This window comes from Limibacter armeniacum, from assembly GCF_036880985.1.
GTDB lineage: Bacteria > Bacteroidota > Bacteroidia > Cytophagales > Flammeovirgaceae > Limibacter > Limibacter armeniacum.
In genome coordinates, this window is the sequence record NZ_JBAJNO010000001.1 from 159779 (window position 1) to 184947 (window position 25169).

Sequence of the window (25169 nt, forward strand, 5' to 3'; positions counted from 1 at the left end):
CTACATTTAAGCCTTAATCGATTTTAATTGAGGCAATGTAGAAAGCTCATGGTGTTGAGATTCCCACCTATCATCCGATTATCAGGAAAAATCATCACGAGGAATATGATTAAAAGTCCACTAAAGCTGAACGAAAAAATCCTCCTGCAGAAAGAGTTATTCCCTTATTTGCGGAAAGTAAAAGCTAGTAAACATTTTTTCGACTTGCTGGAAGTTTCGCAATCGGTTCTGCTTCCTGGCGTATTAAAGGCATGACCGGCAGAAAAGTCTCTGCCGGTCTTTTTCAAAGTTCACATTGACCACAAATATGAGAATTCACCCTTTTTTCAGTATTGTATACATTGTGCTGGTATTGATATCCGGATGCCACAAGGTTGGGGGGGGCAAAGAGATGTCTTACTTTTCGGTAGCTTCCGCCGATGCTGCCCTGCAAAATGCCACTCGGCAATATCAGCATCTGATGCAGGCTCTTCCTGACTCAACTTTCCCAAGAACCTTTGAAGATGGCAAGCTGGTCACCAGCAATGCGGAATGGTGGTGCAGCGGATTCTATCCCGGTACATTATGGTACCTGTATGAATATACCAATGAGCCAAAACTAAAAGAGGAAGCCATAAGAAGTACTGCCTTGATAGAACCAATCCAACACCTGAACAACACCCACGATCTGGGTTTTATGCTTTTCTGCAGCTTTGGAAACGGCTATCGTATCACGCAGGATGCTCACTACAAAGAAGTACTGATTACAGGCGCCCAGACATTGGCAAGCAGGTATTCTCCCAAAGTGAAAGCGATCAGATCATGGGACTGGACCGGTCCTAGAGAAGTCAAATGGCAGTATCCGGTGATTATAGATAATATGATGAATCTGGAGTTGCTGATGTGGACTTCTGATCAGCAACCGGACCAGCAGTTGGCAGAAATTGCCGTCAGCCATGCCAATACAACCCTTGTACATCACTTCAGAGACGATTTCAGTACATTCCATGTGATTGACTATGATTCAGTTTCTGGAAAAGTTCTGCACAAGCACACCAATCAGGGATATGCTGATGCTTCCGCTTGGGCACGTGGACAGGCTTGGGCACTGTATGGGTATACGATGATGTACCGGGAAACTCACAACGATGCTTTTCTGCAGCAAGCTAGGAAAGTGGCAGATTTCCTGCTTACCCATCCCAATATGCCTGAAGATATGATTCCTTACTGGGACTTTGATACACCTGATATCCCCAATGCGCCGAGGGATGCTTCTGCGGCAGCTGTGATGGCTTCAGCGTTACTGGAATTATCACAGCAAATTGAGGAGGCAGATTCCGGCCGGTACTATTTGGCCGCTACCAAGATGCTGGCATCGCTTTCTTCTGAGAAATATCAGGGGAGTGTGGAAAAGAACGGCGGTTTTATATTGCAGCACTCAGTGGGCGCCTACCCCAAAGGCAGTGAAGTGGATGTGCCCCTTAGCTATGCCGATTATTATTATGTGGAAGCGCTTTTGCGATTTATGCAGATCGAAGGGGCTTTCCAATTCAAATCCGCTGTGCAGTAACGGCGCTCCAACAAGTCGACCTCAGGTATTCCCCTTGTCAAGGTATGGGGGATACCTTTTTTTATGATGCTTGTTTCTTACAGGTGTCTTGGTGATAAATGCACTTCTTTAAATGATTCCACCTCCCCCTCTTCTACCTCAAAGCTACATCTTGACAAAGATTTAGAACCTAAAACAAAGGAAGATGATAAAACAACTGATAAGTATTGCGTGCTTCTTACTGATACCACTGCTGGGACATACACAGTCACTCAGTATTCTGGAATACGGCGCTGTAGGCGATGGCAAGACAGATAATACACAAGCTGTACAGCGAGCTATTGAGGCTGCCAGCAACCAAAAGAAAACCCTTATATTTCCTGCCGGCACTTTTATGACCGGTATGATTCATTTGAAAAGCAACCTTACCATCGAGTTGCAGAACGGAGCAGTCTGGCAGGCGATGCCCGACCTGAAGCTTTTCCCTGAGATCAAAAGCAATGCGGACCTGAGCCAAAGCGGCGGGTATACCATGTCGCGCAGGGCTTTTATATTTGGCGATGAAATCGAGAACGTTGTTTTGAGAGGAGATGGCACCATCTATCCTTCTGGCGATCACCATCAGGCATTCCCGATGCTGGAAGCCAACGGCAGCAAGCGCCCTTATGGCATTTACTTCCGCAAGTCGAACAATATCAAGGTTGAGGGCCTGACCCTGAAGCAATCCGCTTTTTGGATGTTGCGCACCTACCTTTGTGATAATGTACGCCTACACGGGCTGGAAATCTTTAACCATGCCAATACCAACAACGACGGAATTGATATCGTGGACTGTCACCGGGTCCATATCTCGGACTGCACCGTGGACGCCTCCGATGACGCCATCAGCCTGAAGTCAGAAGCTCCCAAAGGCTGTGAGGATGTCACGATTGCCAACTGTATTGTCAGCTCCACGGCTTCCTATATCAAGCTGGGAACCGGTTCTTTCGGGTCGTTCAGACGTATTGCGGTTTCCAACTGCGTATTGAGAACCACCCGCTCCGAAGAGGTGGTGCATGGACTGGGCTACCGGAATGGCATTACGGGCTTATCCGTGATCAGTGTAGACGGTGCCAAGGTGGAGAATATCTCTTTTGACAATATTGTGATGGATGGCATGATGACCCCGATATTTGTCAGGCTCGGCAACCGCCATAGGGTCACGCATGAGGAATACAAGGATGTGCCTATTACGCCAGGCATCATCCGCAATATCCGGTACGCTGACATTACGGCCACCAATTGCGGTCCAGTACCCATCAGTATCACAGGCTATCCAGAACACTATGTAGAGAATATTTCTATCAGTCAATCCACGTTCGGCTTTGCACAGGCAGGCTCCCTTCAGGATCTTGAAGCAACGGTTCCGGAAAATTCCCAAGGTTATCCTTACCCTAAAATGTATGGAACAAATTTGCCAGCGACAGGCATTTACCTTCGCCACGCCCGAAACGTTCAGTTGCAATTTCTCAACTTTTCTCCTGCACAGGGCGATCCCAGACCTGTTGCACACTTTGATGATGTGATCAACCTGCGAACTAATGAAATGCTACAAAACTACCATAATCTTGTGAGCAAGGATATTGTCAGCATCAACGCTGAATAAATCCAATACTTGTAGCATGAAAAAAGGTCGGCTATTGAATGCCGACCTTTCCTGTTTGTATTTCTATTTCACTTCTAATACGCTTTGCTGTACATAGGCTTTTGGCCCTATCCCAAACTCTTTCTTAAAACACCTAGTAAAATACTTCGGATCATTGTACCCTACTGCGTAGGCAGCCTGAGATACCGTCATTTTTTCATTTAAAAGCAATTTTGCACCATATTTCAACCTGCTGTTACGAATAAACTCATTCATAGACATATCAAGCAGTGCTTTCATTTTGTTGTATAGCCAAGTGCGGCTGACACCCAATTCAGAGCAGAAGAAATCTATATCCAATGTTGGATCATCTATCTGCTGCTCGATAATATCTTTTACCTGAGCAAGAAACTTCTGATCTTGTGGACTTAGCTCGTTACCAAGATCTTGAATACCTGTCCATACACTACCCCTAAAATGCTCTATAAGCTTTATCCTTTTCTCTAGAATATTATTGGCTTTTACCATTACCTCTTCTGTATTGAAAGGCTTGACGATATAGTCGCTTGCGCCTGCCCGAAGTCCTTCCATCTGATCTTTTTCCGCATCTTTTGCCGTGATCAGAATCACCGGAATATGACTGGTAGCCATGTCCTGTTTCAGCGTGGCACAGAGTTCTATTCCATTCATAACCGGCATCATCACATCCGACAGAATCAGGTATGGCTGCTCCTCTCTGGCTATTTCCAATGCTTCTTTTCCATTTTCAGCAGAAATAACATAGTAAATCTCTCCAAGTTTACCTTCCAGAAATTCCCGCAACTCACGGTTATCCTCGACAACCAGTATCTTGGTTTTCAGCAGTTCATTGGCCCGATCCATCTTTTGAGTAACAGCAGACGGAGATGGTGTATTTGACAGTACATTATCAAACTGAGGGTCAAAGTAATTTTTCTGCTCACTCAGCTCCATGGATTTGACTGGTATCCAGACACGGAAAGTAGTCCCACTTTCGTCCATATACTCCCGGAAATACCGGCTCTCCGCCTCTATACTTCCATCTACCATCTCCAATAGCTGATGTACCAGTGCCAAGCCAATGCCTGCCCCTGTTTCCTGATGCTCATTGGTGAGTGATCCACGATAAAACCTGTCAAAGATATGCTGAAGGTCCTCTTTCGGAATTCCTTTCCCATTGTCACTGACCACCAGTCTGACCCCTTCCATCTCATAGGCCACCTTGAATGAAACAGCACCTCCCTGTTGGGTATATTTAATGGCATTGTTAAGCAGGTTGTAGCTAACCTTGTTAAGAATGTCGTAATCATAATGCCCTCTAACCAACTTGCTCGGTATTTCAATATTAAGTCTGATACTTTTCTGAACGGCCAAATGCTTAAACGATTCTCCAATGGTTTTCAATTGATCAGAAAGACAGTTGTGTTTGATGCTCACTTTCATGGCACCGCCATCTATTCTGGAAAGTTCCATGATCTGCTCCACCAGACTCAAAAGAATCTGGGTATTCCGGTTGATGATATTGATGAGTTTCAGTTCTTCTGCCGATCTTTTTCCCGATTTCATCAGCTCCTGCGTAGGTCCTTTGATCAAGGTAAGTGGTGTCCGGAACTCATGGGAAACATTGGCATAAAAATCTGACTTGATCTTGTCCACCTGCATCAATTGGGCAGACTGCAACTTAATCTGTTCATACGCATTGGCATTGTCCATTGCGATAGATACATAAGAAGCCAAGTTTTCAAGAATGGCAACCTCTTTTTCTCCATAGGCATCCATCATATAGGAAAAAGCAACAATTACGCCTTTTACTTTCCCTCCCTGTCCTGTCAGCGGCAGATAAATGCCTGACTTAGGCCCTTCCTTATCCGAATATTTAGGGTGGGGAGTTTCCAATACGGTCTGGCTGGTTTCCGTCAGGTTATTGCTGATGATAGCGCTTCTATTACGGACTACCTTTACCGACAGCCTGTCTTTTGCCTCCAACGGTATCTGATCATAAGTAAAATCCTCCTCACCTGACTTGATGCCCCAGATATCGAGGTTATGGTGCTGCTCGTCAATTGCTCCCACCATCAGTTCATTGATGTCCATCAGTTCACTGACAATGGCATAAATTTGGGTAAACACGTCCTGCAACTCCACAGTGGAGGTGATTTTTTGTCCCATCTTACTGAGCAGCTGAATATTGCGTTGCTGTTGCTCTAGCTCCTGCTGGTTTTGCTCCAATAGTTTATTCTTGCTGATCATCTGCTCCTGCTGAGTCTCCAGCTCCTCGTTTAAAGAAACCAGTTCGTGGGTTCGCTCTTTTACTGTCTGCTCTAAAAGCTTTCTTTGGGAGTGAAGTCTCCTGATATTCAGTATGACAACCGTAAGCGCTACTGTAATGATAAGCATCAAGGCCAATATTCTGAACCAGATTGATTTCCACCATGGAGGCAGTACCACTACATTCAGCTGCTTGGTATAACCTGACCAGTCTCCGTCTATATTACTTGCCTGCACTTCCAGTATATATTCGCCGATTGGTAACCACCCATAAGTGGCAGTGTACTCCCCTTGCTTATTGTATTGCCAATCCTTTTCAAGTCCCAGCAGGCGATAGCGGAAACTGTGTTTTTTCGGCACCCTGAAATCCAGGGTCGAGAAAGACACCGAGAAGCTGTTCAGCATATGGTTTAACGTCAATGTCTCTGTCTCCTGAATACTTTTTTCCAATAAAAGCATTGAATTCACCATATCTCCAGGCTCCACTTTCTGTTGGTTGACCACCAATCCACTCAGTATGACATGAGGAGCTGAATCATCTTTTCTGATACTGTCCGGATGAAAACGAGTAACACCATTGACACCTCCAAAATACATATAGCCATGCCGATCCTTGAAATAAGCACACTCATTAAACTCATTACCTTGCAACCCGTCCTCTTTTAGGAAATTAGTGAACTTTTGTGTGGAAGGAGAGAATTTTGAAATGCCCATATTCGTACTCAACCAAATATTGCCATGGTCATCCTCCAATATGCCGTGAATGATATTAGATGGTAGCCCATCCTCCACATAATACTGTTTAATTATTTCGCTTGCTGGATCATAGGAATTCAAACCATAGCGCGTACCAATCCATACAGTACCGTTATTTGATTGGTGAATGGTTCTTACTTCATTGTGGGAGATACTGCTCTTTAGCTTGTCAATATGTTTCAACTCACTTACCTGCTTGGATGTGGGGTCAAAAATAATAATACCCTGATTGCTGGTTCCCATCCAAATCCGTCCCCTTTCATCCTCCATCAGGTTAAGGATTGCACCTGTATTAAACTGTACGCCTTCATAACCTGTGTGATAGGAGTGGAAACCTGCCTGCTGATTTTCTTTCACAATCAAACCACTTGACATGGTTGCAAAATAGGTGCGCTTTCTGTCCCTGCTTACCAAAATATCCCTGAGCGACCATCCCGTAAAACCTTTGGAAGGATCATCGCTATTTTCGTTGAAATACTGGAATACTTCTGTTTTTGGATTAAACCTACCCACTTTACCTTCGAAGTATCCTACCCAAAGCTGATCAGAATGGGGTACGGGTACCAAAGCACCTATGACACTGCCTTTTTCTGTCTTTGAATAGTATTTATGGATCAAGGTAAAGCTGCTGTCAAAAACCGCCAATGCTGTTTTGGTTCCGACATATACCTGATCATGCTGATCCACATAAATTGAATAAACCTCATCTTCAGCTTCAGATACTGCCTTGAATTGTGGTTCACTGTAAGAAGCGAAGCCCTTGGAAACAATATTATATCGTATTAACCCTCCTTTTCCTGTACCCACCCAAAGTACTCCACTGCGATCTACCATCAGGTCATTAATGATGTTGTAGGAATAACCATGCAGATTCTTATGACTCTGTTTATATTCCTTTAGCTTATCCTGATTGTAAGAATAATGGAACAATCCGTTACTTGCATTGGCACCACCAGCCCAAATATCTCCCTTAAAGTCTTCAATCACATTCGTAATCATGGGTACATGCTTGTCTGAAGTAAGCCGACGCACTTGCTTTCCATTTATTGAAATGCAGTACAAACCATTCTGCATACCAGCCCATATATCGCCACTTTTACTCTCCAGCAGTTTGTATACTGTTTGGCTCCTTTCCTGATAGGGAAGGTCTTCTCGATTCAGCAATGACTGCACTGATTTGATATTTTGGGACACATCCAAATCACATCTCATGATACCCGCTCTTCTACCACCAATCCATAGAGTATTGTGCCTATCTTTTAATATAGATTTGATATAGTTATCTGTCAGACCTGAGTCTGTCGTATAGTGCCTGACTGCATTGGTCTTCAGATTAATCCGGTTAAGTCCCTGATTGGTGCCCACCCAAAGCATCTCTGTTTCCTGGTCAAAGTAAATGGCAGAGATCATAGAACCGGTCAGTCCACTATTCATCTCAAGCCCTTCACTATACCTTGTTACTTCGTAGGTATCAGGAGATACTTTATTCAATCCATCCACAGTGGCAATCCAGATAAAGCCTTTACTGTCTTCCAAAATAGCCTGCTTGTGCCCTATCACTTCTTTGGAAGGCATGATATCACTGGAAATCGATTTAGGATTTCCCTCTTCATGTAGGAGATGGACAAAATCTTCCGTCAATGGATTGTATACACTCAGTCCACCACTTTCAAACCTGCTCCATATCCTATTTCTGGAATCAACAAACAGGTCTGTGAGCCAAGAGTCATAGATGGAATTACTATCACCTGAAACAGGTCGAAAAGTTCTGAAGTTATAGCCATCATAGCGTACCAAGCCATCCTGAGTACCAAACCACAGATAACCTGTCCTGTCTTGTACAATATTGTTAATAATGGAGTGGGAAAGTCCTTCCTCTCTACCTATGGTTTCAAATCTGGAGTTTTGGCTGTATCCTATGCATATAGCGAGGAAAAAGCACAGTACAGTAAGGGTAATTCTCATTTTCATATTGTACAGCGTTAGTTCAGGTTTAGAAGTAGCTATTTAAAGATCAAAAAGTCACCTGTTAGTTCTTCTTCTAGTTTAAGGGAAAAACACTAAATAAAATGTAATTTATACAATTAAGATGTTTTGCGAAAAAAAATACCAGACCGTTTTGCTGGTATTTTTTTAAATCCTAAAATCACTACAAACGATGATCAATTATCCTGATATCATGATCCATATACCTGATATAAGCATCCGCCGGATTATTGACTTTTCTATCCTGATAATGATATCCTTTCAACATCACCTGATCGGCTTGATGGACATCCAACTGAAAATCTGAATAGGCTGCATCCATTCCATTGTAATGGACATCTTCCAGTAGCAGATCGTCCAATTCGGAAGTACTATCCAGCTTGATATCAAAGTTCATAAACCGGCTGTCGTGGATATTGATCTTTCTAAAATGTACTCCTTTTAGTTTGCTTTCCTTTGCCGATATTCCCACAATGGCTCCCGCCAAACTATGCGCCACCTCAATTCGCTCTAGAATAACATCGTTTAGTCGAATCCCTCTTGCCTGATAGCCAATCTCCATCACATTGCCATAATCCCCCTTCCAGAAAATACAATCACGAATCCGTACATGTTTCGTCTCTGTTTGGGGTGATCCACTCCGATGCATAAATGCAATACTGTTATTTCGGGTGTTGCTTATCACATTGGACACCTGCACATCAGTACTGCCAAATATATTGATGCCGTCATCACTCATCCGAAGTTCACGGTTGCCCAACAGTTTCACGTTTTCAATAGACACTCCTTTGCTTTCCTCAATCTGGATTCCGACTCCACTTGGATCTATGCTGCTGATACCTTCTATCTGAATATTTTCCGATTGGCGAACCAGAATACTCGGTTGTTGGTCAGATGAGGAATTAGCCGTTCCATTTATAATACCACTTCCCATAATCAGGACATCTTTTACACCCTCTACTACGATACAACCTTTCAAATAAGCTCCTTCCTCCAGCATCAAGGTTTGTCCTGATTTCAGGTAAAGTTTTCCGACCTCATGCATACCCTTTCCATACCTGATCTCATTACCTACTGCCTGTTGCACTTTACTTATCGAGACCATCAGCGGATAGACATAATTGTCATTGATCTTAACAAAAAAGTTCTTCTCCGACTCCACCTCAAAAGTGACGACATCATCCTTCATATTCACCTTTTTGACCGCATCAGCAGGAATAAACTCCACTTTTTCAACAGCTGCACGATTATCTACTGAAACCGTCACCGGCATACTGTCAAGCGTAACCAATGTCAAGGCACCTGGACGGGTATGATAAACCGGAACTACCCCACCACTTACTTTCACCCTGTAGTAATCGGTCAGTATATTTTCTGACACTACTTTGTCTTCTTTCCTTGTCAGACAACTGGTCAGCAGGATGAATAGCGGCAACCAGCAAGCAATCTTATATTGCTTACTCAAAACTGATATTCTGTGCATATTCTGTATAAATATTTCCGTCCCGAACGGAGCGTACCTTACGCCCCTGCATGGATAGGTTCTTGAATCGTATATTCTTGTACTGATGTACAGTATCCAGTCCTGTAATGATGGAATTTAAGTGATAGCCGTCTAGCACTGAGATATTTTCAAGTATGATGTTCTCGCCTCTTCCCCTTTCCGAATCTTTGGAATAATGGGAATGCAAAATCTGGAAATGGCAGAGAAACCCTTTGGCTCCTTCAATCCGGATATCCTTGTAATAAATATTCCGTACTGTAGCCCTATCCCCATTGTGAATACTGAAAGCCCCTCCATTTCCTTCCACATGGATAATGTCACAATTTTCAACTCTGATATCCTCCATCACATCTGCCCTAGTTTCAAACCCAATCTCAATGGCATTGCCCCAATCGGCATTCCACAGGATGCATTGCTCAATTCGAATATTTTTCACCTGTTTGCACCCTACCATTTTGTCTGTTCTGAAAGGAACATTATCCGGTGCTGGTTTGATAGGCAAATAGGTTGAAGCTTTGATAGCGATACAGTCATCTTTTGTCCTGATAAATGCATTACTCATCACCATATTGGTGGAGCCTACAAGGTCTACCCCATCATCCGAAGGACGCCAACCAATAATACGCACATCATTAACCGTCAGGCTATCACAGCCAAAGTAAGCGGTGCTCCATCTGGGGTTCCCAATCAGGTGGACATGCTCAAAAGTAGAATGGCGTGCATTTATCCATCCAAATCCATAGTAGCCCTCTTCCCTGCTCAAGTGACGGTTATCGATAATGCCATGTCCGAATATGTGTGTATTTTCCACATCTTCTATCACAAAGAAGCCTTCCACAACACTGCCTGCCTGTATCCATACACGCTGTCCTGACTTGACTCTTTTTTTACCGATTCGGTAATGCTTACCCGCCTCGAACACCAAATCCGCTTCCTGATGCTGTACAGGCGTTTGTGAAAAAACATACAGCGGATTGTAGATCCGGTTATCAAATTCAACAGATACTTTGGTGTCGGCAGGTATGCTAAACCTGACTTCACCCTTTTCTATTTCCGGTACGATGCCTAAGGAAGTCGGTCTGATCACCACCTGTTCAAATGCCAATTTTGGCTTGATCCGAACTATGACTTGTTCTGTTGCTCCGAACGAAGCCATACCCGCAATCGGCATATCATAAACAAACAGCTTTTGACCGTCTACCCATACCTCATAATCCGTATCTTCAGGGGCTTGCGCATGGTAACGGTATACGCTTACTTCTGCCGGCTTTGCCCATGCATTGATTCCCCATAGGTATAAGAGCATGGTTACCCAACTACGTAATGAATTCACTGTCATCTGTTTTAAGCTTATTACTGATCAACCTTGGAAGTAGATAACTTCTCTGAATTGATCAACAGGACCTCACCTTTTTTAAGTATGACAGCCTTGTCAAATACAGCCGTCCAAGCACCTTCTTCCATATGATGCTCCCATTTCTTCACCTTGATTGCTTCCTCTCCATTCTTCAGTACAGGCTGCATACGATCCTGCCATAACTGTTCTGGAAGGGTCAAGGAAAGTATTCTCAAAGCGCCTGATTGAGCTATAACCGATATGCCTTTCTCATCCTTTTCAAAGTGCCCTGTTCCGGTATTGGCACTAAAGAAGTAAGTAAACGAATCCTCTTCTGTTTTAGGAGAAAATGTATAGCCGTCTTTCACCAAAGTGAAACCGCTCAGGGCATTGAGAATTGCCCAAGAGGACATCGGTCTGAAATAGTGTCCTCCAAACTCCTGATGATCCCAATAAAGTCCGGCCTTTCGGTAACGGTCATCCACTGCCTTGATGACCTGCTTTCCTTCTTTCACTTTTCCTTCATAAATCAGGAATGAGGCAAATGCCAGTTCAACACCTGTCCAAGGTGTATTAGCCTGATCTACCCATAAATCTGTCTCATGCAGCGGATAGAATAACGGATGTTCTGGCCATGTGCAGTTGCGCAGGTAATCCTTTTCAATAAAAGACAGCTTCAGGATGGATTCCATGGAGGAATGGATTTTATCTTTGTCATACAGCCTGCCGATACCAACCGTATGGGCTACCCATTGCCCGAAAAGCTGGTCTGTCAGGCATCCCTCATCTTCTCCTTTTTTTCCTTTGTAATCATTGGAAAGGCGGAAATACTCGCCGTTCCACAGTTCCTTGTTCATCAGCTTCACGCCTTTTTTGGCAATGTTACGGTAGCGACGGGCTGCGGTTTTTTCTCCCATATCTTCTGCAGCAATAGCCGCCATCTCCATTGCGGTTACCCATTGTGTCAGGATGTAGGAAGACAGTCCATACATCGGGAAGTTGTCATAGCTGCACATAATGCCGTGCATATCAGGTACCAAATCGCCATCCTTGTCCTTATCCTTCAACACATAGTCTATGGCAAGCTGAACTGAAGGCCACATTTCTTTGAGATAGGCCGTATCATTGGTAAACAGGTAATCTCTCAGCACTAGCTGTATATAGTTGGGCGCCAGATCCACCCGCTCGTACACGCCGAAAGTTCCGTTCTGGGTTTTACCCAGATCATACCCAATGCCATGATTGATTTCACCATGTGCTGACTGGAGCGCCCTGTGTGCTTTCATCGATGCCTTATGCAGATCGGGGAACAATTGGATAATCGGTACTGACCCGTACAAGGAAACATCAGTAGTAATGTTGGGTCCCCAAGACTCATTGCTTGTCATGCCTTCCCGTATACCAAACCTGCCACTTTTGTCAAACTGGCTGGAAGTCACAAAGGTGTTCAGGTGTGAGTTGACCTGATCAAGGATGTATTGTTCCTCATCGGTTTTGTAAAAATCGGCTACAAACGCATTGGTCTTGCGGGTAAGTTCTGCTCTTTGGGTCACTATGTAATCTACTACCTCATCCACTGATTCGAAGAGGTTTTCGTAATAATGCCCCACTTTTTCCGTGGGCTTAAACCTCACGACGTAGCCTTTCTCATTTTCCAGCAGGGTGTTGTTCTTTTTCGCCTTGTAAAGCACCGCTCCATAAGCATTAGGAAAGTACCAATTCATAAAGAAGTTGGCAGTTGCTTTTACACCCGGCTCTACTGTCTTGGTAACCGCAATCGAACTTTTGCATAGCTGGTTGTTGTCGTCCTTGGACATCCAGACAATCTTCTTCCCTTCTGGTGTGGTGGTGTTTCTATTTTCTACATCATTGATATTGCCGAGCTGGCTATTGACCAACATTTTCTCATAGTAAGGGTGGCGGTGTGCCCATCCCAAATAATAGCTAACTTCCTCTCCTCCCAAAGCCCCCAGAGCGGTATTACCATAGGAGATATGATCTGTATCAACACCACCGGCACCCTGCACAAAATATTTGTAGCCCTCTTTCTCTTCAATATGAGCTGTGAAATACTTTTCGCCTACATCATAAGCAACTAGATTTCGCAGTGTTCCGATCACTTCTACTTCTACTGGTTTATCCGATTTGGATACGATATCAAAATCAAAATATATGGCCGGAAGACTGGAGTTATCTACATCATGCGGAATAAAGGGAGACTGTGCTTTCAGATGAATATCAAAAGGCATTTCACTGTCCGTGAATTTCATATTGACATAAGGGAACCTGCCTGCATACTCGATTGATTCCACATTGGATAGCCAGGGAAAATAATAGATGGGCGCTTCATTTAACAACCCACCTTCCACTGACGCATCATTGAGCTGCAGCAGCTTGATTCTAGGTTGCTCCCCTTCCAGCTGGTAACGTACTACAAAATAAAGAAATGAGTTATGGTCAGCACTCATCGGGCGCTGTGGCAAGTCAATGATTGGACCAGCCCCCAGCGGATAGTTATTAAAGATAGACCAATTGTGGAAGTTTCCGTCCTTGCGCAATTCTATACTGCCCGTACCGATGCCTCCCAATGCTACGCCACTTCTTACCCTGTCTTTTGCTGTATAGGTTTCTTTCACCGGCTGTTTCTGTTGCTGTGCAAAAGATGAAACAGCAAAAGCCAGCAGCATCACAAAAGTGAGTAGTGATCCCCTATATATAAATTGATGTATCATTGTCTTATCTGATTTGGTCGGCAACACACAACCGGCTACCTTTTTCGTTTTTGCTTTCTTTAAAAATGAAATTCATATATGCCCTTACCCATTTCTGAAAGATCACTTCACTGCACCTATTTCCAGTTTTTCAAAAAGCCAATTGGTAGCGATCTGGTGCTGTTCAGGGAATGTCCAATGTCCGGTCTCGAAAAATGGATGAAATTCTTTCTGGGAACTGATCAGATTGTAAGCTGCAAACATCGAAGTTGGTGGACATACATTATCGTTATATCCCCATGAATACCAACCCGGTACAGTCAAGGTTCTAGCAAAGTTTACCACATCATAATACATGGCAGTATTTTGCCATTCAGGGTGTTTTTCTTCATCATATTCCCTGAACATGTGAGGCCATCCACCTGCCCTTCCTGCCGTATAGCCAGTAAGGTCACACAAGGCTGGATAAAAAGCCGCCAAATACTTGATACGGCTATCCAATCCTGCCGCAACAATAGACAATGCTCCTCCCTGACTTCCTCCTGTTACTGCCAGATTTTCCCCGTCATACTGCTCCAAGGAGCAAATAAAATCTACTGCCCTTACGCAACCCAGATATACACGTTTGTAATAATATTCGTCCCGATTATCCAGCCTGCTCAGGTAATAATCAGACAGTGCGCCAGTTGCCAAAGCATCATACACATAGGGTTCCATATTGACGGGAATACCATGGATGCCCACCCTGAAAACAATTACGCCTTCAGCTGCGCGGTCATCCCGACCGTATGGCCTGACTCCTGCGCCTGGCACTGCCAGTATAGCCGGATAACTCCCTTTCTTCTTGGGAACGGAAAGCATGCCATAAAAACGGCTTTTCCCCATCCATGAATAAGGCATGCTGATGTTCTGCAAGCTGACATGGTAAACATTGATTTTGGAAGTGCACAGCTCAGGCATCAGGGTCATTTCGGCATCCATAGGCACTTCTGAAAGCTGCTGTTTTGCCTGCTCCCAGAACTGCTCAAAATCTAAAGGCAATTGGATTGTAGCCTCAATCCGTTCCGGCTCAAATCCTGCCGTACCCCAGCCCGTATAAGTTTTTCCCTCATACACCACATTGACATGGCAACGGACAAAGCCGGGCGCTTTCATACTGACTCCCTTGATAAGATTTTTTTCTCTGGATAAATTTCGGGTTGACTTGATAACAGGGGGCATCTGTTCGTGCCCAATCTCATAAGTTATCTCAATATTTTTAAGCGGCTGCCCGTTTTTCAGGATCATTACCTGAAAGTCAGCCCGTTCACCTAGCTGATACTGCCAATCATTTCGGTCAGGCGTGACGATTACTTCAATCAGCTTCTTGGAGGGCTGTGCATAAGCGGCATAAAAGCTTAAGATAATAGCCAGTAAGAAGAAATACTTTCTTAGTCTGTACATGGTCTAAAGAATTGAACTGGAAAAAATGATAGCCATTGCAAGAATCATAAGATGAGGGTGATACAAGCATTGCCTATCACCCAGACAACCCTTGATCACCCTTACTCCTAGATTTTATGGGCTTATTCAACCTCTAACCACTCCACTTTATAATCACCTGTTTTTATGTTTAGCGTAATTCTGGCAGGTGTCTGGAAAGAAGCATCACTTGTGTCACCGCTTCCCGGGAAGAAATAATCTGCTACACCAGAGTCAGGTACGTTATCATCATTCAATGGCGCATTGGTACAGTCTTGTACTATCTCTGCTACTTTCGCACCGTTCTCATCCAGGTCCAGCTCAAATGCTTTCACGAAAAACTTTCCTTCCAATGGCGCTTCTCCAGCTCCTACACTAGCACCAGGTCCCCAGTCAACGGCAATGTTGTTATCCCCAACACTTTCACCCCAGTCACCTGCCGGATTGAATACCGGCTTGAACTGTAACCTACTTGCCCATGAAGGGTACTCAACTACTACAGAATATACATCAGGGTTTTCTTCAGACTGTTCCATTTCCACGCCCAAAGCTCCCCAGGCATTATCTTCTGTTCCATCTTCTTTGAAGAGTTTCAAGCCACCTTTCAGCCATACCTTATTCTCACTCTTATCTAGATCCACACAAGGATTGGCTTCATCAAATTCCACCTTATAGTCACCTGTTCTGGTTACCAGTGAGATATTAACCATGTCCATCCCTTCAGTATTAGCAATGTCAAAGGCCTCATTTCCTTTGCCGCAATCAGCACCTTCAATGGCCGCTTCCGCTACACCTGAAGCGTCTGACGCCTTTCCTGCCATAGCGCCCCAATTAGCATCTGCACCATCTTCACTGTTATAGAACTTAAACTTGATACCTGCGCCATTCACGCGTTCACGGATCACATACTCATCTACCAAATCTCCTTCTCCCAACATCACAAAAGCTTCATCGGTAAAATCGCCTTTCACATATATATTGTCCACTGTCACATCACAGGCTTCAATACATGCTTCATCATCCGTATTATCAGCACAGTAACATTCTCTGTCAGTCTCGATTGTACATGGCTCTTCTTTGCTTGCTTCATCACAAGAAAAAGTCGTGATGCCCATCAGCATGCCCAGCATCAAAGCAGTGATTTTAGTCTTTTGCATTTTCATAATAGAAATAGTTAACCTTAACAATTTTCAGTTATTGTCGACTGTCTTGGCGTGTGTTGCTTATGGAACTTACGCTTGTTTGTCGATAAGCAAAGGTTGGATTTACAGCAAATATTATAGTGGATTAATGCGCTGAAAAAGGACTATTAATGTTCATTTTACAATTAATGATGGGAGGGTTATTTGATGTGATGAACACCTATAAATGAGGACAAATATTAAAAAAAGGAGCATGATTGATCATGCTCCTCACTCCCCTGTGGACAAGCTCAAATCCGTTCCAGTTTTACCGGGTAAGTTTTCCCTGAAAGCCATTGCGGAATATACAGGTTGCCGTCATCGTCTACACATACATCATGAGGATTCAGAAAAGTACGGTAGTCACTTTCCGGTGCCTCTAATTCACCCGCTTTATAAACAGGAGCGTTGGCACCCGGCATCGAAACAACCTTATTCTGAAGATCCAGAATCGCTACTGCGCCGTCGTAGGTAAACCAGTCTTTCGTAACGATGACAGCAAAATAAAGTAGATCTCCTTTGATTACCGGCCTGCAGACCCAGCAACCGGGCAATTTGACCGTACCAAGATAGTTTCCCTTTAGGGTGAAACGCTTAAAGGCTTGCTCTGAGCGGGAAGTCACAAGCAATTCAGCTGTTTTACCTTCCCTTGTATCAATGGCGACCCCGTGGCAGCAATCCAGGTGATGGTCTTCCTTGCCACTTCCTCCGAAATGGCGTATATACTGTCCTTCCCGATCATACTGTACCACGTAGTTTAATCCATATCCATCTGCCACGTAGATATCTCCATTCGGAGCAATCGCAGTTTCTGTCGGTTTCCACAAGGAAGCCTCCGTATAATCAGCGATCATGTCAGGGTATTCCAGTATCATACAGCTGTTTCCTTCCAGATCAGTTTTGATAACCTGATGCGCCTCTGTATCAGTAATCCATAAATACTCCTTTTCCCCTTCCGTACTTATGGTAAGACCGTGTACACCTGTCCTTCCTAAAGTCCAAGTGCCTAGCAATGTTCCTTTCGTACTGTAAATCAGTATATTGTTTTTGGGCGCTGTATTCAGCATAAATAGCCTGCCATCACCAGTTTGAACCATTTCATGGCAGTGATGTACTGGAAATTTATTGGAGTCCAAGTTTCCCCAATGCTTGTTGACCTTATACCTGTAAGCACCATGTCCGACCACACTGACTGAATTTACGATGTCATTTTTCATGTTTTAAGAATGTATTTTTGATTAATAAAAAGAGAAAACAAGTAGGTATTTACAATGGACATGCAAAACCATTAACTACCAGATACAGTACCTGAGTGCTTCAAAATAAGCTATTTACGCCCCCCAAGAGTGGACGATGCTTTTCAAAAAGTGGATATGGCTTGACTCGCCTTTCCTCTGACTGCAATTCCCCTGATTCAGACTATCCTTGAACCTGTCTTACGGTTTGGAAGTCTATGTTTAGGCTGTTAAGAATAAAACGCAACAACGCTTAATCCGAAAACATGAAAAGTTTACATCAATGCTGGAGGTGGTACGGTCCCAATGACCCTGTAAAACTTTCAGACATTCAGCAGGCAGGTGCTACAGGACTTGTGCATGCCCTGCATCATATTCCGGTGGGAGAAGTATGGTCCGTAGAAGAAATCCGCCAACGGCAGCAGCTCATTCAAAGCCAAAGTAAAATATTGGCTTGGGAAGTGGTGGAAAGCGTCAATGTACACGAAAGCATCAAGCTTGGACTTGCTGACAGAGATCATTATATCGTGCAATACCAGCAGACGCTACGTAACCTTTCTGCCTGTGGCATTACGACGGCATGCTACAACTTTATGCCGGCATTGGACTGGACCCGAACAGCGCTTGATTATACATTGGCTAACGGTGCTAAAGCCCTGCGTTTTGATTGGGTTGCACTGGCAGCCTTTGACCTCTATATTCTGAAGCGACCTAACGCGATGTATACCTACAGCCATCAGGTTAGGTCATTGGCTGACGAGTATTTCTTTCAGTTAAGCGAAAGGGAAAAAGAAATACTTCAGCACAGCATTCTGGCAGGACTTCCGGGTACTACTGATGTCCTAAGCCTTGAGGAGTTTGAAGCACACCTTGACCGGTACAAGGAAATGGATGCCGAACGGCTTAAGGAAAATCTCCGTTATTTTCTGCAGCAGGTAATTCCTGTAGCTGAAGCCTGTGGCATCAAAATGTGTATTCACCCTGATGATCCGCCTTACCCTATTTTCGATCTGCCCCGCATTGTATCCACAGAAGAGGACCTAACCTTTATTGTCAATGCTGTTGACAGTCCTGCCAATGGCATTACTTTCTGTACCGGATCACTGGGTCCCAACGCTGCCAACGATCTGGCAGGAATTGTGGAACGGCTAGGCTATCGGATTCACTTTGTCCACCTAAGAAATATTCAGCGGCAAGAAGAAGATAGCTTTTATGAAGCAGAACATCTGGGCGGTGATGTGGATATGCTTGGGGTTATGCAAGCACTTGTCAGGGAATCCATCAAGCGAAAGAAGGCAGGCAGCAGTGATTACCAACTTCCATTCAGACCTGACCATGGACATCAAATGCTTGATGACTTGCAGAAGGACATTATTTTTCCCGGCTATTCGGCAATAGGAAGACTGAAAGGATTGGCTGAGTTACGGGGAATGGGAATGGCTGTGGAGCAATATGAATGGCAAAAAATGACAGTTGATTCTGAAGTGGCTGATTAATCAGCACATCACCGGTTTGAGTCTCAATAATTGTACACTCAAACCGGTTTTTTTGTAGTAGAGAATTTGATTTCTATTCTTGATTGGCAGCTGCACTACTGGGCTAATTGGCTGTAATTGATTAGTTGTACTTTATTTCTAGACAGCATTCTTGAAAATGATTTAGCCGTCAGCATTTTAGTTTCAGCATTTCTGGATACAGCCACCTCTGTTGAGGGTGCTTCTCCTTTCAGATGAAGTGCACTCATTTCTATGGTATCAAGCCCCGGATGAATCACCAGGAGCATCATTTTCCCTGTATTGACCCTGATTTCTTTTTCCACTCTTTTAAGCATTGAGTCATCTTGGTATTTTTCCTGATTAACCTGTAGGGCGACTTCATCGCACTGTTCGGAAACCAATAAGTCAAACTCTTTCCCCAATTGCCTAATGAGCTGTTTATGAACATCCGAAGCCTTATCCACACCCATATGCCCATTGATAAAACTGAGGGAAAGTCCCGCATCCTGCGCTTTCTGGATCTGTGCCCTGAATTCTTTTTCCAGCTCTTCCATATTGGCGGGAACTTGCCAGTTTCCGATCCATTCATTTTTGAAGTAGCCGTCCTTATCCACCAATGATGCTACATTTTCTCTACCCAAAATGGGTCCCCAACGCAAATACTCCCACTCAGAGTTAGCCGTTAAATGTACCCCCACTGACACATTAGGATAACGTTTCAAGAGCTGAACCGCTTCAGGAAACCAAGGGCCATTGACAATCACGGCTACTGATACCGGCATACCTGTCTCTGCAATGCGTTCAAATGCCTGATTAACTGCATGACTTATACCAATATCATCACACCTGATGATCAGTTTTTCAGAAGACTGGGCATGCAAGGTTAAACTCAGGAAAGGAAGACATAAAAAAATTGTCTTGATAAAAAACGTTCTCATATCATATTGCCTTTTAATGGTTAAGTTTTCTCTCTTCTATTTCAAATCTAATCATTTCTGCCACCTCTTCTGCTGTCATTTGGGTTTCTGAATAAGGAATAAAAAGCCAGTTTACCTCCCAGCGAAAGGATTTGCCTGCCTTTAAAAGCTGATAGGCACTATGCTGCTCCATTTCTAGATAGGGTGCCTCTTTGCTTACATACACTTCCACTTCTCCTTGTTCAGGTGCCAAAGCTTCCAATTGCGTATCCTCAAATACTTTTACAACTGCCACTCCTTCTCGCAGATAGGCATGCCACCCGTCACTGCCGTCCGCCAGTAATTTTGATTTCTTTCCTGACAGGTAAAGGGCATCTTCCATAATTTCAAAATCAAAATACTGCTGGTCATAGGTAAGCAGGTGCTGCAAGTCAGCCTCTCTTTGATAAAACAGAAAACCTTGGTCGTTGCCTTTGTCTTCAAATGCTTTACCTGCCGGAAAAATAACCCGACCATTCTTGGGCATTCTGCTTACTTCCCAATGTGCCATTTCCATATCCGAATCAGTGACATTGGTAGCAGTATAGACTACCTGCAATTGCGAGTCAGACAAAAGCCTGTATTCCTTGTTGAGTTGCAACCCTGTTACTAGGCAATCTCCACTTTTTAAAATAAATCCGTTCTCAACAGGTGCTACCTCATAGGATGCCTGATCAATGGCTGGAGGTGGAGGCCAAACCCATTGCTGCTGCGGACTGGGCCACCAGATGGAGCCATAATACTCATCATGTTCTGTCGCATCTGTCAACAATGCCCTTCCTCTTACATATATCTGTGCAATTCGTCCTCCGTGCTGAGGTGCCAACACAATTTCAGTTTCACTTTTTTCTAATATAGTTCGCATGTCAGGAGGTAAAAATATTCCCATCAATAACAACAGGGCAAAACCTGTCAATCTCGTCCACATAGCTATCTTGAATTATGTCAATGAAAATAATTAGGAATAAAGTTGAAGATTAAATTAATAGCTGAAAACAGACTGAAGATGTCCCTACCTTTTCAGAACATTTGTCCCCTAATTCATCTGAGAGGAACCGATATTTTTGAATTGTTACTTTTGACACAGAACCTGAGTAAATTATTTAAATATGACGAGAAAGGAATTTATCCATAACAGTGCTTCTGTAGCTGCCGGTTACCTCATGTTGCCCGGTATACTGAGAGCAAACAGCCTGACTCAAAAGCCAAGTATTTTAGGAAATGGTATACCTTCTAACCTGTTTCCTAATCTCAATCTTGATCATTTTATTTTCAGTAAATCTGGCTCCTTTATGGTAGTCAATTACAAAGACAAGGCAACCTCGCACCGACTGATGCTCAAGACGCTCCGCTATGAAGCCATTCCATATAAGTGGCACAAAGAGTGGGCAGGTGATTACTACGAGATTGCTCTATACAAAGACGGAAAGGAGTTGCCTTATACTTTGGACTACAAGCCTTGGTCTATGGAGCTTCTTACCTCAAACGGAAAGGCTGTAATCTCCTTTATGGATGAAAATACCCTGTACATGGGCGCTGAGCATCTGGAAGTGCGGATGATGCCGATTCAACCTTACCTTTGGATCAACCCTATTGAAAATGGAAAAGAGATAGAACTCTCACCCAATCCCGGCAGGATTTTTCATCATTTCAAAACGGCCAAGCACACCCAAATGCAACTGGACTACAAAGAGGAAGTCCGCAATACAGATGCCCACCTGAATTATATCAGTTTCAAGGCTGAAAAAGGTAAACTCTGTTTTGGTTTTAGGGAAGGTCGCATCTCCACCAAATGGCCGACACCAATTCCAGATGCTGAAGAAGTCATAACCCAGAACAAAGCTGATATTGACCAATGGATGGATAAAATGCCAAACGTACCCGTAGCCTTGGAAGCCTCGGCCAAAACAGCTTGGTACATGCTCTATGCCTTTCAGGTACAAGCTATCGGAAAATACACCCACCCTATGATTGTATGCTCCAAAAACAGTTGGCTCACAAGGGTATGGGGGTGGGACAACTGCTTTCATGCCATGGCAGTGGCACAGGCAGATCAGGAGTTGGCGTGGGGACAGCTCAAGACTTTCTTTGATAACCAATTGCCAAACGGAGCCATTCCGGACAGTATCAGTGACCTGAATACCAACCAGTACTGTATAAAACCTCCTGTTTACGGCTGGACAATCTCACAACTGATCAAGCAATACGGTTGGGACAAAGCACTTCCTCACCTTCAGGAACTGTATGAGCCATTGGGTAAACTGACAAATTATTGGTACAACTTTCGAGATCCGCAACAGCACATGCATTGCCGCTATTTTCATGGCAATGACAGCGGATGGGACAATGCCACCGCTTTTGACTATGGAACGCCACTAGCCGGTGCAGACTTGGTTGCTTACCTAACCATTCAGCTGGAAGTACTGGCAGAAATCGCCCAGAAACTCAATAAGAAAGAGGAAGCTAAAATGTGGAAAGAAAAAGCCAACAAGCAATTGAAAGTCATCAAAAGGGATTTTATCAAAGATCAGCATTTTGTGCATCTGGACGCTGATGGTAAACCAGTCAAAACCAACTCGCTGCTACATTATATTCCTCTGTTGCTTGCCAAACGGCTGCCCGAAAATGTGACGGATACTTTAGTAAAAGAATTGGGTATTGGCGGACATTTCCTGACCGAGTATGGTTTTGCTTCAGAGGCGATCAATAGCCCCGAATATACAACAGACGGCTACTGGAGAGGTCCTATCTGGGCACCACCCAACTACCAGTTGTTCACCGCGCTGCTGGAACTAGGCGAAACAGATTTGGCACGAACCGTTGCTGAACGCTACTGTAATACCTACAAGAAGTATCCAACCTTCAATGAAAACAACAATGCACTGACAGGAGAAGGACTACAGGCTCCGGGTGTCAGCTGGACGGCCTCAGCTTTTATCCTGATGGCTAGCTGGCTTGAAAAAAATGCCTGATTCCTCTATTTTTTTTCAAGATAGAAATGCTGGTCATAACCACTCATGTAGGGCTGATGGTACAGGGACCGAAATGTTCTGGGTGACATCCCATGAATATTTCTGAACACTTTATTGAAATAACTCAGGTTGCTGAATCCTGCCTCATAACAGATTTCGGCAACCTGTTTATCTGTCGTGACCAGCTGTTTGGTCACATGGCCAATGCGAAGTTCATTCACAAAGGCTGAAAACGTCATACCTGTTCTCCTCTTGAAAAAATGAGCAAATGCTGTGACACTCATATTCACCTGCTCGGCTACCTCTCCAATTGATAGGTTTTGCTGAAAATGACAGTGCAGGTAATCCATCACAGACTGGATACGCTTATATCCCAAATCAGCTCCTGCTTTTTCCTTCAATGGGCTTGACAGCAGCTGAATATCTTTTGCTGTTGACAGGCAATCAAGCAGCTGAAAAAAGGCTAGAAAACTTTCAAACTGGTTGGAGGCTTTCAACTTAGCCAACAGAGGCTTAGTCAGGTCAATGGTCTGCTTCCCAAAAAGTACACCTCTTTCTGCCTTATGGAAAAGTTGCCTGATATGGTACATGGAAGAAAACTCCAGCCATTCTTTGCCCAGCTTTACAGGATCAAAATGCAAGACTGTCAGCCTAAAAGTATCAAGCTTCCCGAGTTGACCGATTGTATTTCTCCATTGATGCGGCACATTAGGTCCCAACAGAACTAGATCCATTTCCCCGATGGGCGCCATATTGTCCCCTATAAAACGTGTTCCCTCGCTACCTTCCACAAGAGTCAGCTCCATCTCAGGGTGGCAATGCATCGGATAATCCATATACGCCACCTCAAAGGTTCTGATCAGGTAGGGGCTTTTTTCTGTAAGCGGTATTTTCTCAAAAAACATACTTGGTTGGTTTCAGTAAAATCTCCTCATTATTTTCTTCCCTGCTTCAATATAGTATCAGTTTTCCATTAATAAGTAGAGGAATTGCAGTCAGGTAATCAGGACCTTTGTGTAATCACTAATGCTAAATATTAAAATGAAAAAACTGACAATTTCTCAAGTGACACACTACCATCAGCAAGGTTATTTGCTATACAATGAGCCTTTGTTTGAGGCTGCCGATTTTGAAAGACTACATGGTATTATGGAAGAACATCTGCTGAGCAAGGGAAACAAAAAGGCAGACGAACTCGACACCCCCCACTTCCATGACAGCAGGCTGTTGGACTACCTAATGCACCCTGCAGTACTGGATAAAGTGGAAGCCCTGATCGGACCTAATATCGGGCTGTGGTCAAGTCATTTTATATGCAAAGATCCCAAGGTCGGGCGCCGTACCCCATGGCATGAGGATAGCGCCTATTGGGATGGTAAATTTGACCGTTTTGACCATATCGTAACAGTCTGGCTGGCACTAGACCGCTCTACGACTGAAAATGGCTGTATGGGCGTAATTCCCGAAACACATAAACACGGATTTTCGCAATATCAAAAGGTAGATGCTGCTGTCAATACCTTCGGGGAAGAAATTGAGCTTGAGCAAAATGATCTCGATAAGGTGGTCTGGTTCGAGTTGGAGCAAGGCGAATGCTCATTCCATGATAGCCGGATTATTCATGGTGCCAACGCCAATACAAGCTTTTTTCGCAGGTGCGGCTATACGATGCGCTATTTTAGTCTGGATTTGCAATACAACACCGCTTTACCTGAAGCAGATAAGCATAAACTTTGGCACTGCCGGGGCGAGAATACCACCGGCAATCCTTTGATCTACCTGTAGCCCTCCATGTAAAGTGAGTGATTCGCACACCCGGTACTCACTTTACATTTTATTTTCAATCCATGATGCATTCCTTTTCAGTTGCAAATCAATCGTTTTATCAGAGTGATTGAGGGTGAATAGATCACAAAAGGTGGATTATTGATCTTTTTACTAAGAAGATCTTCAACTTGTAGTTGGCAATTGAATATTTCGGAGTTCGGTTGCTTCGGTAGTAAAGAACAAGGTATTGTATTTTTCAATCCTCAAAGACTTTCCTTCTTGTCAAATACCCTGCTCCTATGGCATTAAAATGTGATAAGCTCCTGAGCGATTCCTCTTTTAATACTATGTTTTAACGGGTTAAACACCC

At 43.9% G+C, this 25169-nt stretch carries 15 protein-coding genes; 5 read left to right on the forward strand and 10 right to left on the reverse strand.

Annotated features, from left to right (window positions below):
• Positions 1 to 307: 307 nt before the first annotated feature.
• Positions 308 to 1549 carry a glycoside hydrolase family 88 protein gene (locus V6R21_RS00570; protein ID WP_334239908.1) on the forward strand — a complete coding sequence of 414 codons (1242 nt, stop codon included), beginning with the start codon at positions 308 to 310 and terminating at the stop codon, positions 1547 to 1549.
• 184 nt (positions 1550 to 1733) lie between these two features.
• Positions 1734 to 3173, forward strand: coding sequence for a glycoside hydrolase family 28 protein (locus V6R21_RS00575; protein WP_334239909.1), 1440 nt, complete (start codon positions 1734 to 1736; stop codon positions 3171 to 3173).
• Between the two features lie 63 nt (positions 3174 to 3236).
• Here V6R21_RS00575 and V6R21_RS00580 read toward each other — a convergent pair whose 3' ends face one another.
• The 7 genes from V6R21_RS00580 to V6R21_RS00610 form a co-directional block, all read right to left on the reverse strand.
• Positions 3237 to 8165, reverse strand: a complete 4929-nt coding sequence (locus tag V6R21_RS00580) for a hybrid sensor histidine kinase/response regulator transcription factor (protein ID WP_334239911.1) — start codon at positions 8163 to 8165, stop codon at positions 3237 to 3239.
• Positions 8166 to 8343: 178 nt separating this feature from the next.
• Positions 8344 to 9663, reverse strand: a complete 1320-nt coding sequence (locus V6R21_RS00585; RefSeq protein WP_334239912.1) for a right-handed parallel beta-helix repeat-containing protein — start codon at positions 9661 to 9663, stop codon at positions 8344 to 8346.
• Positions 9638 to 11023, reverse strand: a complete 1386-nt coding sequence (locus V6R21_RS00590; RefSeq protein WP_334239914.1) for a glycosyl hydrolase family 28 protein — start codon at positions 11021 to 11023, stop codon at positions 9638 to 9640. The genes V6R21_RS00585 and V6R21_RS00590 overlap by 26 nt, the downstream gene beginning before the upstream one ends.
• Before the next feature lie 14 nt (positions 11024 to 11037).
• Positions 11038 to 13752, reverse strand: a complete 2715-nt coding sequence (locus tag V6R21_RS00595; RefSeq protein WP_334239916.1) for a GH116 family glycosyl hydrolase — start codon at positions 13750 to 13752, stop codon at positions 11038 to 11040.
• A gap of 102 nt (positions 13753 to 13854) precedes the next feature.
• Entirely contained in the window at positions 13855 to 15174 is a 1320-nt protein-coding gene (locus V6R21_RS00600; protein WP_334239918.1) for an acetylxylan esterase, read from the reverse strand.
• Between the two features lie 122 nt (positions 15175 to 15296).
• Positions 15297 to 16355, reverse strand: coding sequence for a hypothetical protein (locus tag V6R21_RS00605; RefSeq protein ID WP_334239919.1), 1059 nt, complete (start codon positions 16353 to 16355; stop codon positions 15297 to 15299).
• Between the two features lie 269 nt (positions 16356 to 16624).
• Entirely contained in the window at positions 16625 to 17590 is a 966-nt protein-coding gene (locus V6R21_RS00610; RefSeq protein WP_334239921.1) for an NHL repeat-containing protein, read from the reverse strand.
• Between the two features lie 284 nt (positions 17591 to 17874).
• On the opposite strand from V6R21_RS00610, the gene uxuA reads away from it, so the two are divergent.
• Positions 17875 to 19104: a mannonate dehydratase gene (gene uxuA, locus V6R21_RS00615; RefSeq protein ID WP_334239923.1), complete on the forward strand. Its 1230-nt coding sequence runs from the start codon at positions 17875 to 17877 to the stop codon at positions 19102 to 19104.
• A gap of 95 nt (positions 19105 to 19199) precedes the next feature.
• Here uxuA and V6R21_RS00620 read toward each other — a convergent pair whose 3' ends face one another.
• On the reverse strand, positions 19200 to 20042 hold the full coding sequence (locus V6R21_RS00620) for a carbohydrate deacetylase (RefSeq protein WP_334239926.1): 843 nt from the start codon (positions 20040 to 20042) through the stop codon (positions 19200 to 19202).
• Between the two features lie 13 nt (positions 20043 to 20055).
• Entirely contained in the window at positions 20056 to 20988 is a 933-nt protein-coding gene (locus V6R21_RS00625) for a DUF4380 domain-containing protein (protein WP_334239928.1), read from the reverse strand.
• Between the two features lie 181 nt (positions 20989 to 21169).
• Here V6R21_RS00625 and V6R21_RS00630 point away from each other — a divergent pair, with 181 nt between their 5' ends.
• Positions 21170 to 23032, forward strand: a complete 1863-nt coding sequence (locus tag V6R21_RS00630) for an amylo-alpha-1,6-glucosidase (RefSeq protein WP_334239931.1) — start codon at positions 21170 to 21172, stop codon at positions 23030 to 23032.
• Positions 23033 to 23037: 5 nt separating this feature from the next.
• On the opposite strand, the gene V6R21_RS00635 is transcribed toward V6R21_RS00630, so the two are convergent.
• Positions 23038 to 23937, reverse strand: coding sequence for a helix-turn-helix domain-containing protein (locus tag V6R21_RS00635; protein WP_334239933.1), 900 nt, complete (start codon positions 23935 to 23937; stop codon positions 23038 to 23040).
• Positions 23938 to 24058: 121 nt separating this feature from the next.
• Here V6R21_RS00635 and V6R21_RS00640 point away from each other — a divergent pair, with 121 nt between their 5' ends.
• Positions 24059 to 24817: a phytanoyl-CoA dioxygenase family protein gene (locus tag V6R21_RS00640; RefSeq protein ID WP_334239935.1), complete on the forward strand. Its 759-nt coding sequence runs from the start codon at positions 24059 to 24061 to the stop codon at positions 24815 to 24817.
• Positions 24818 to 25169 lie beyond the last annotated feature (352 nt).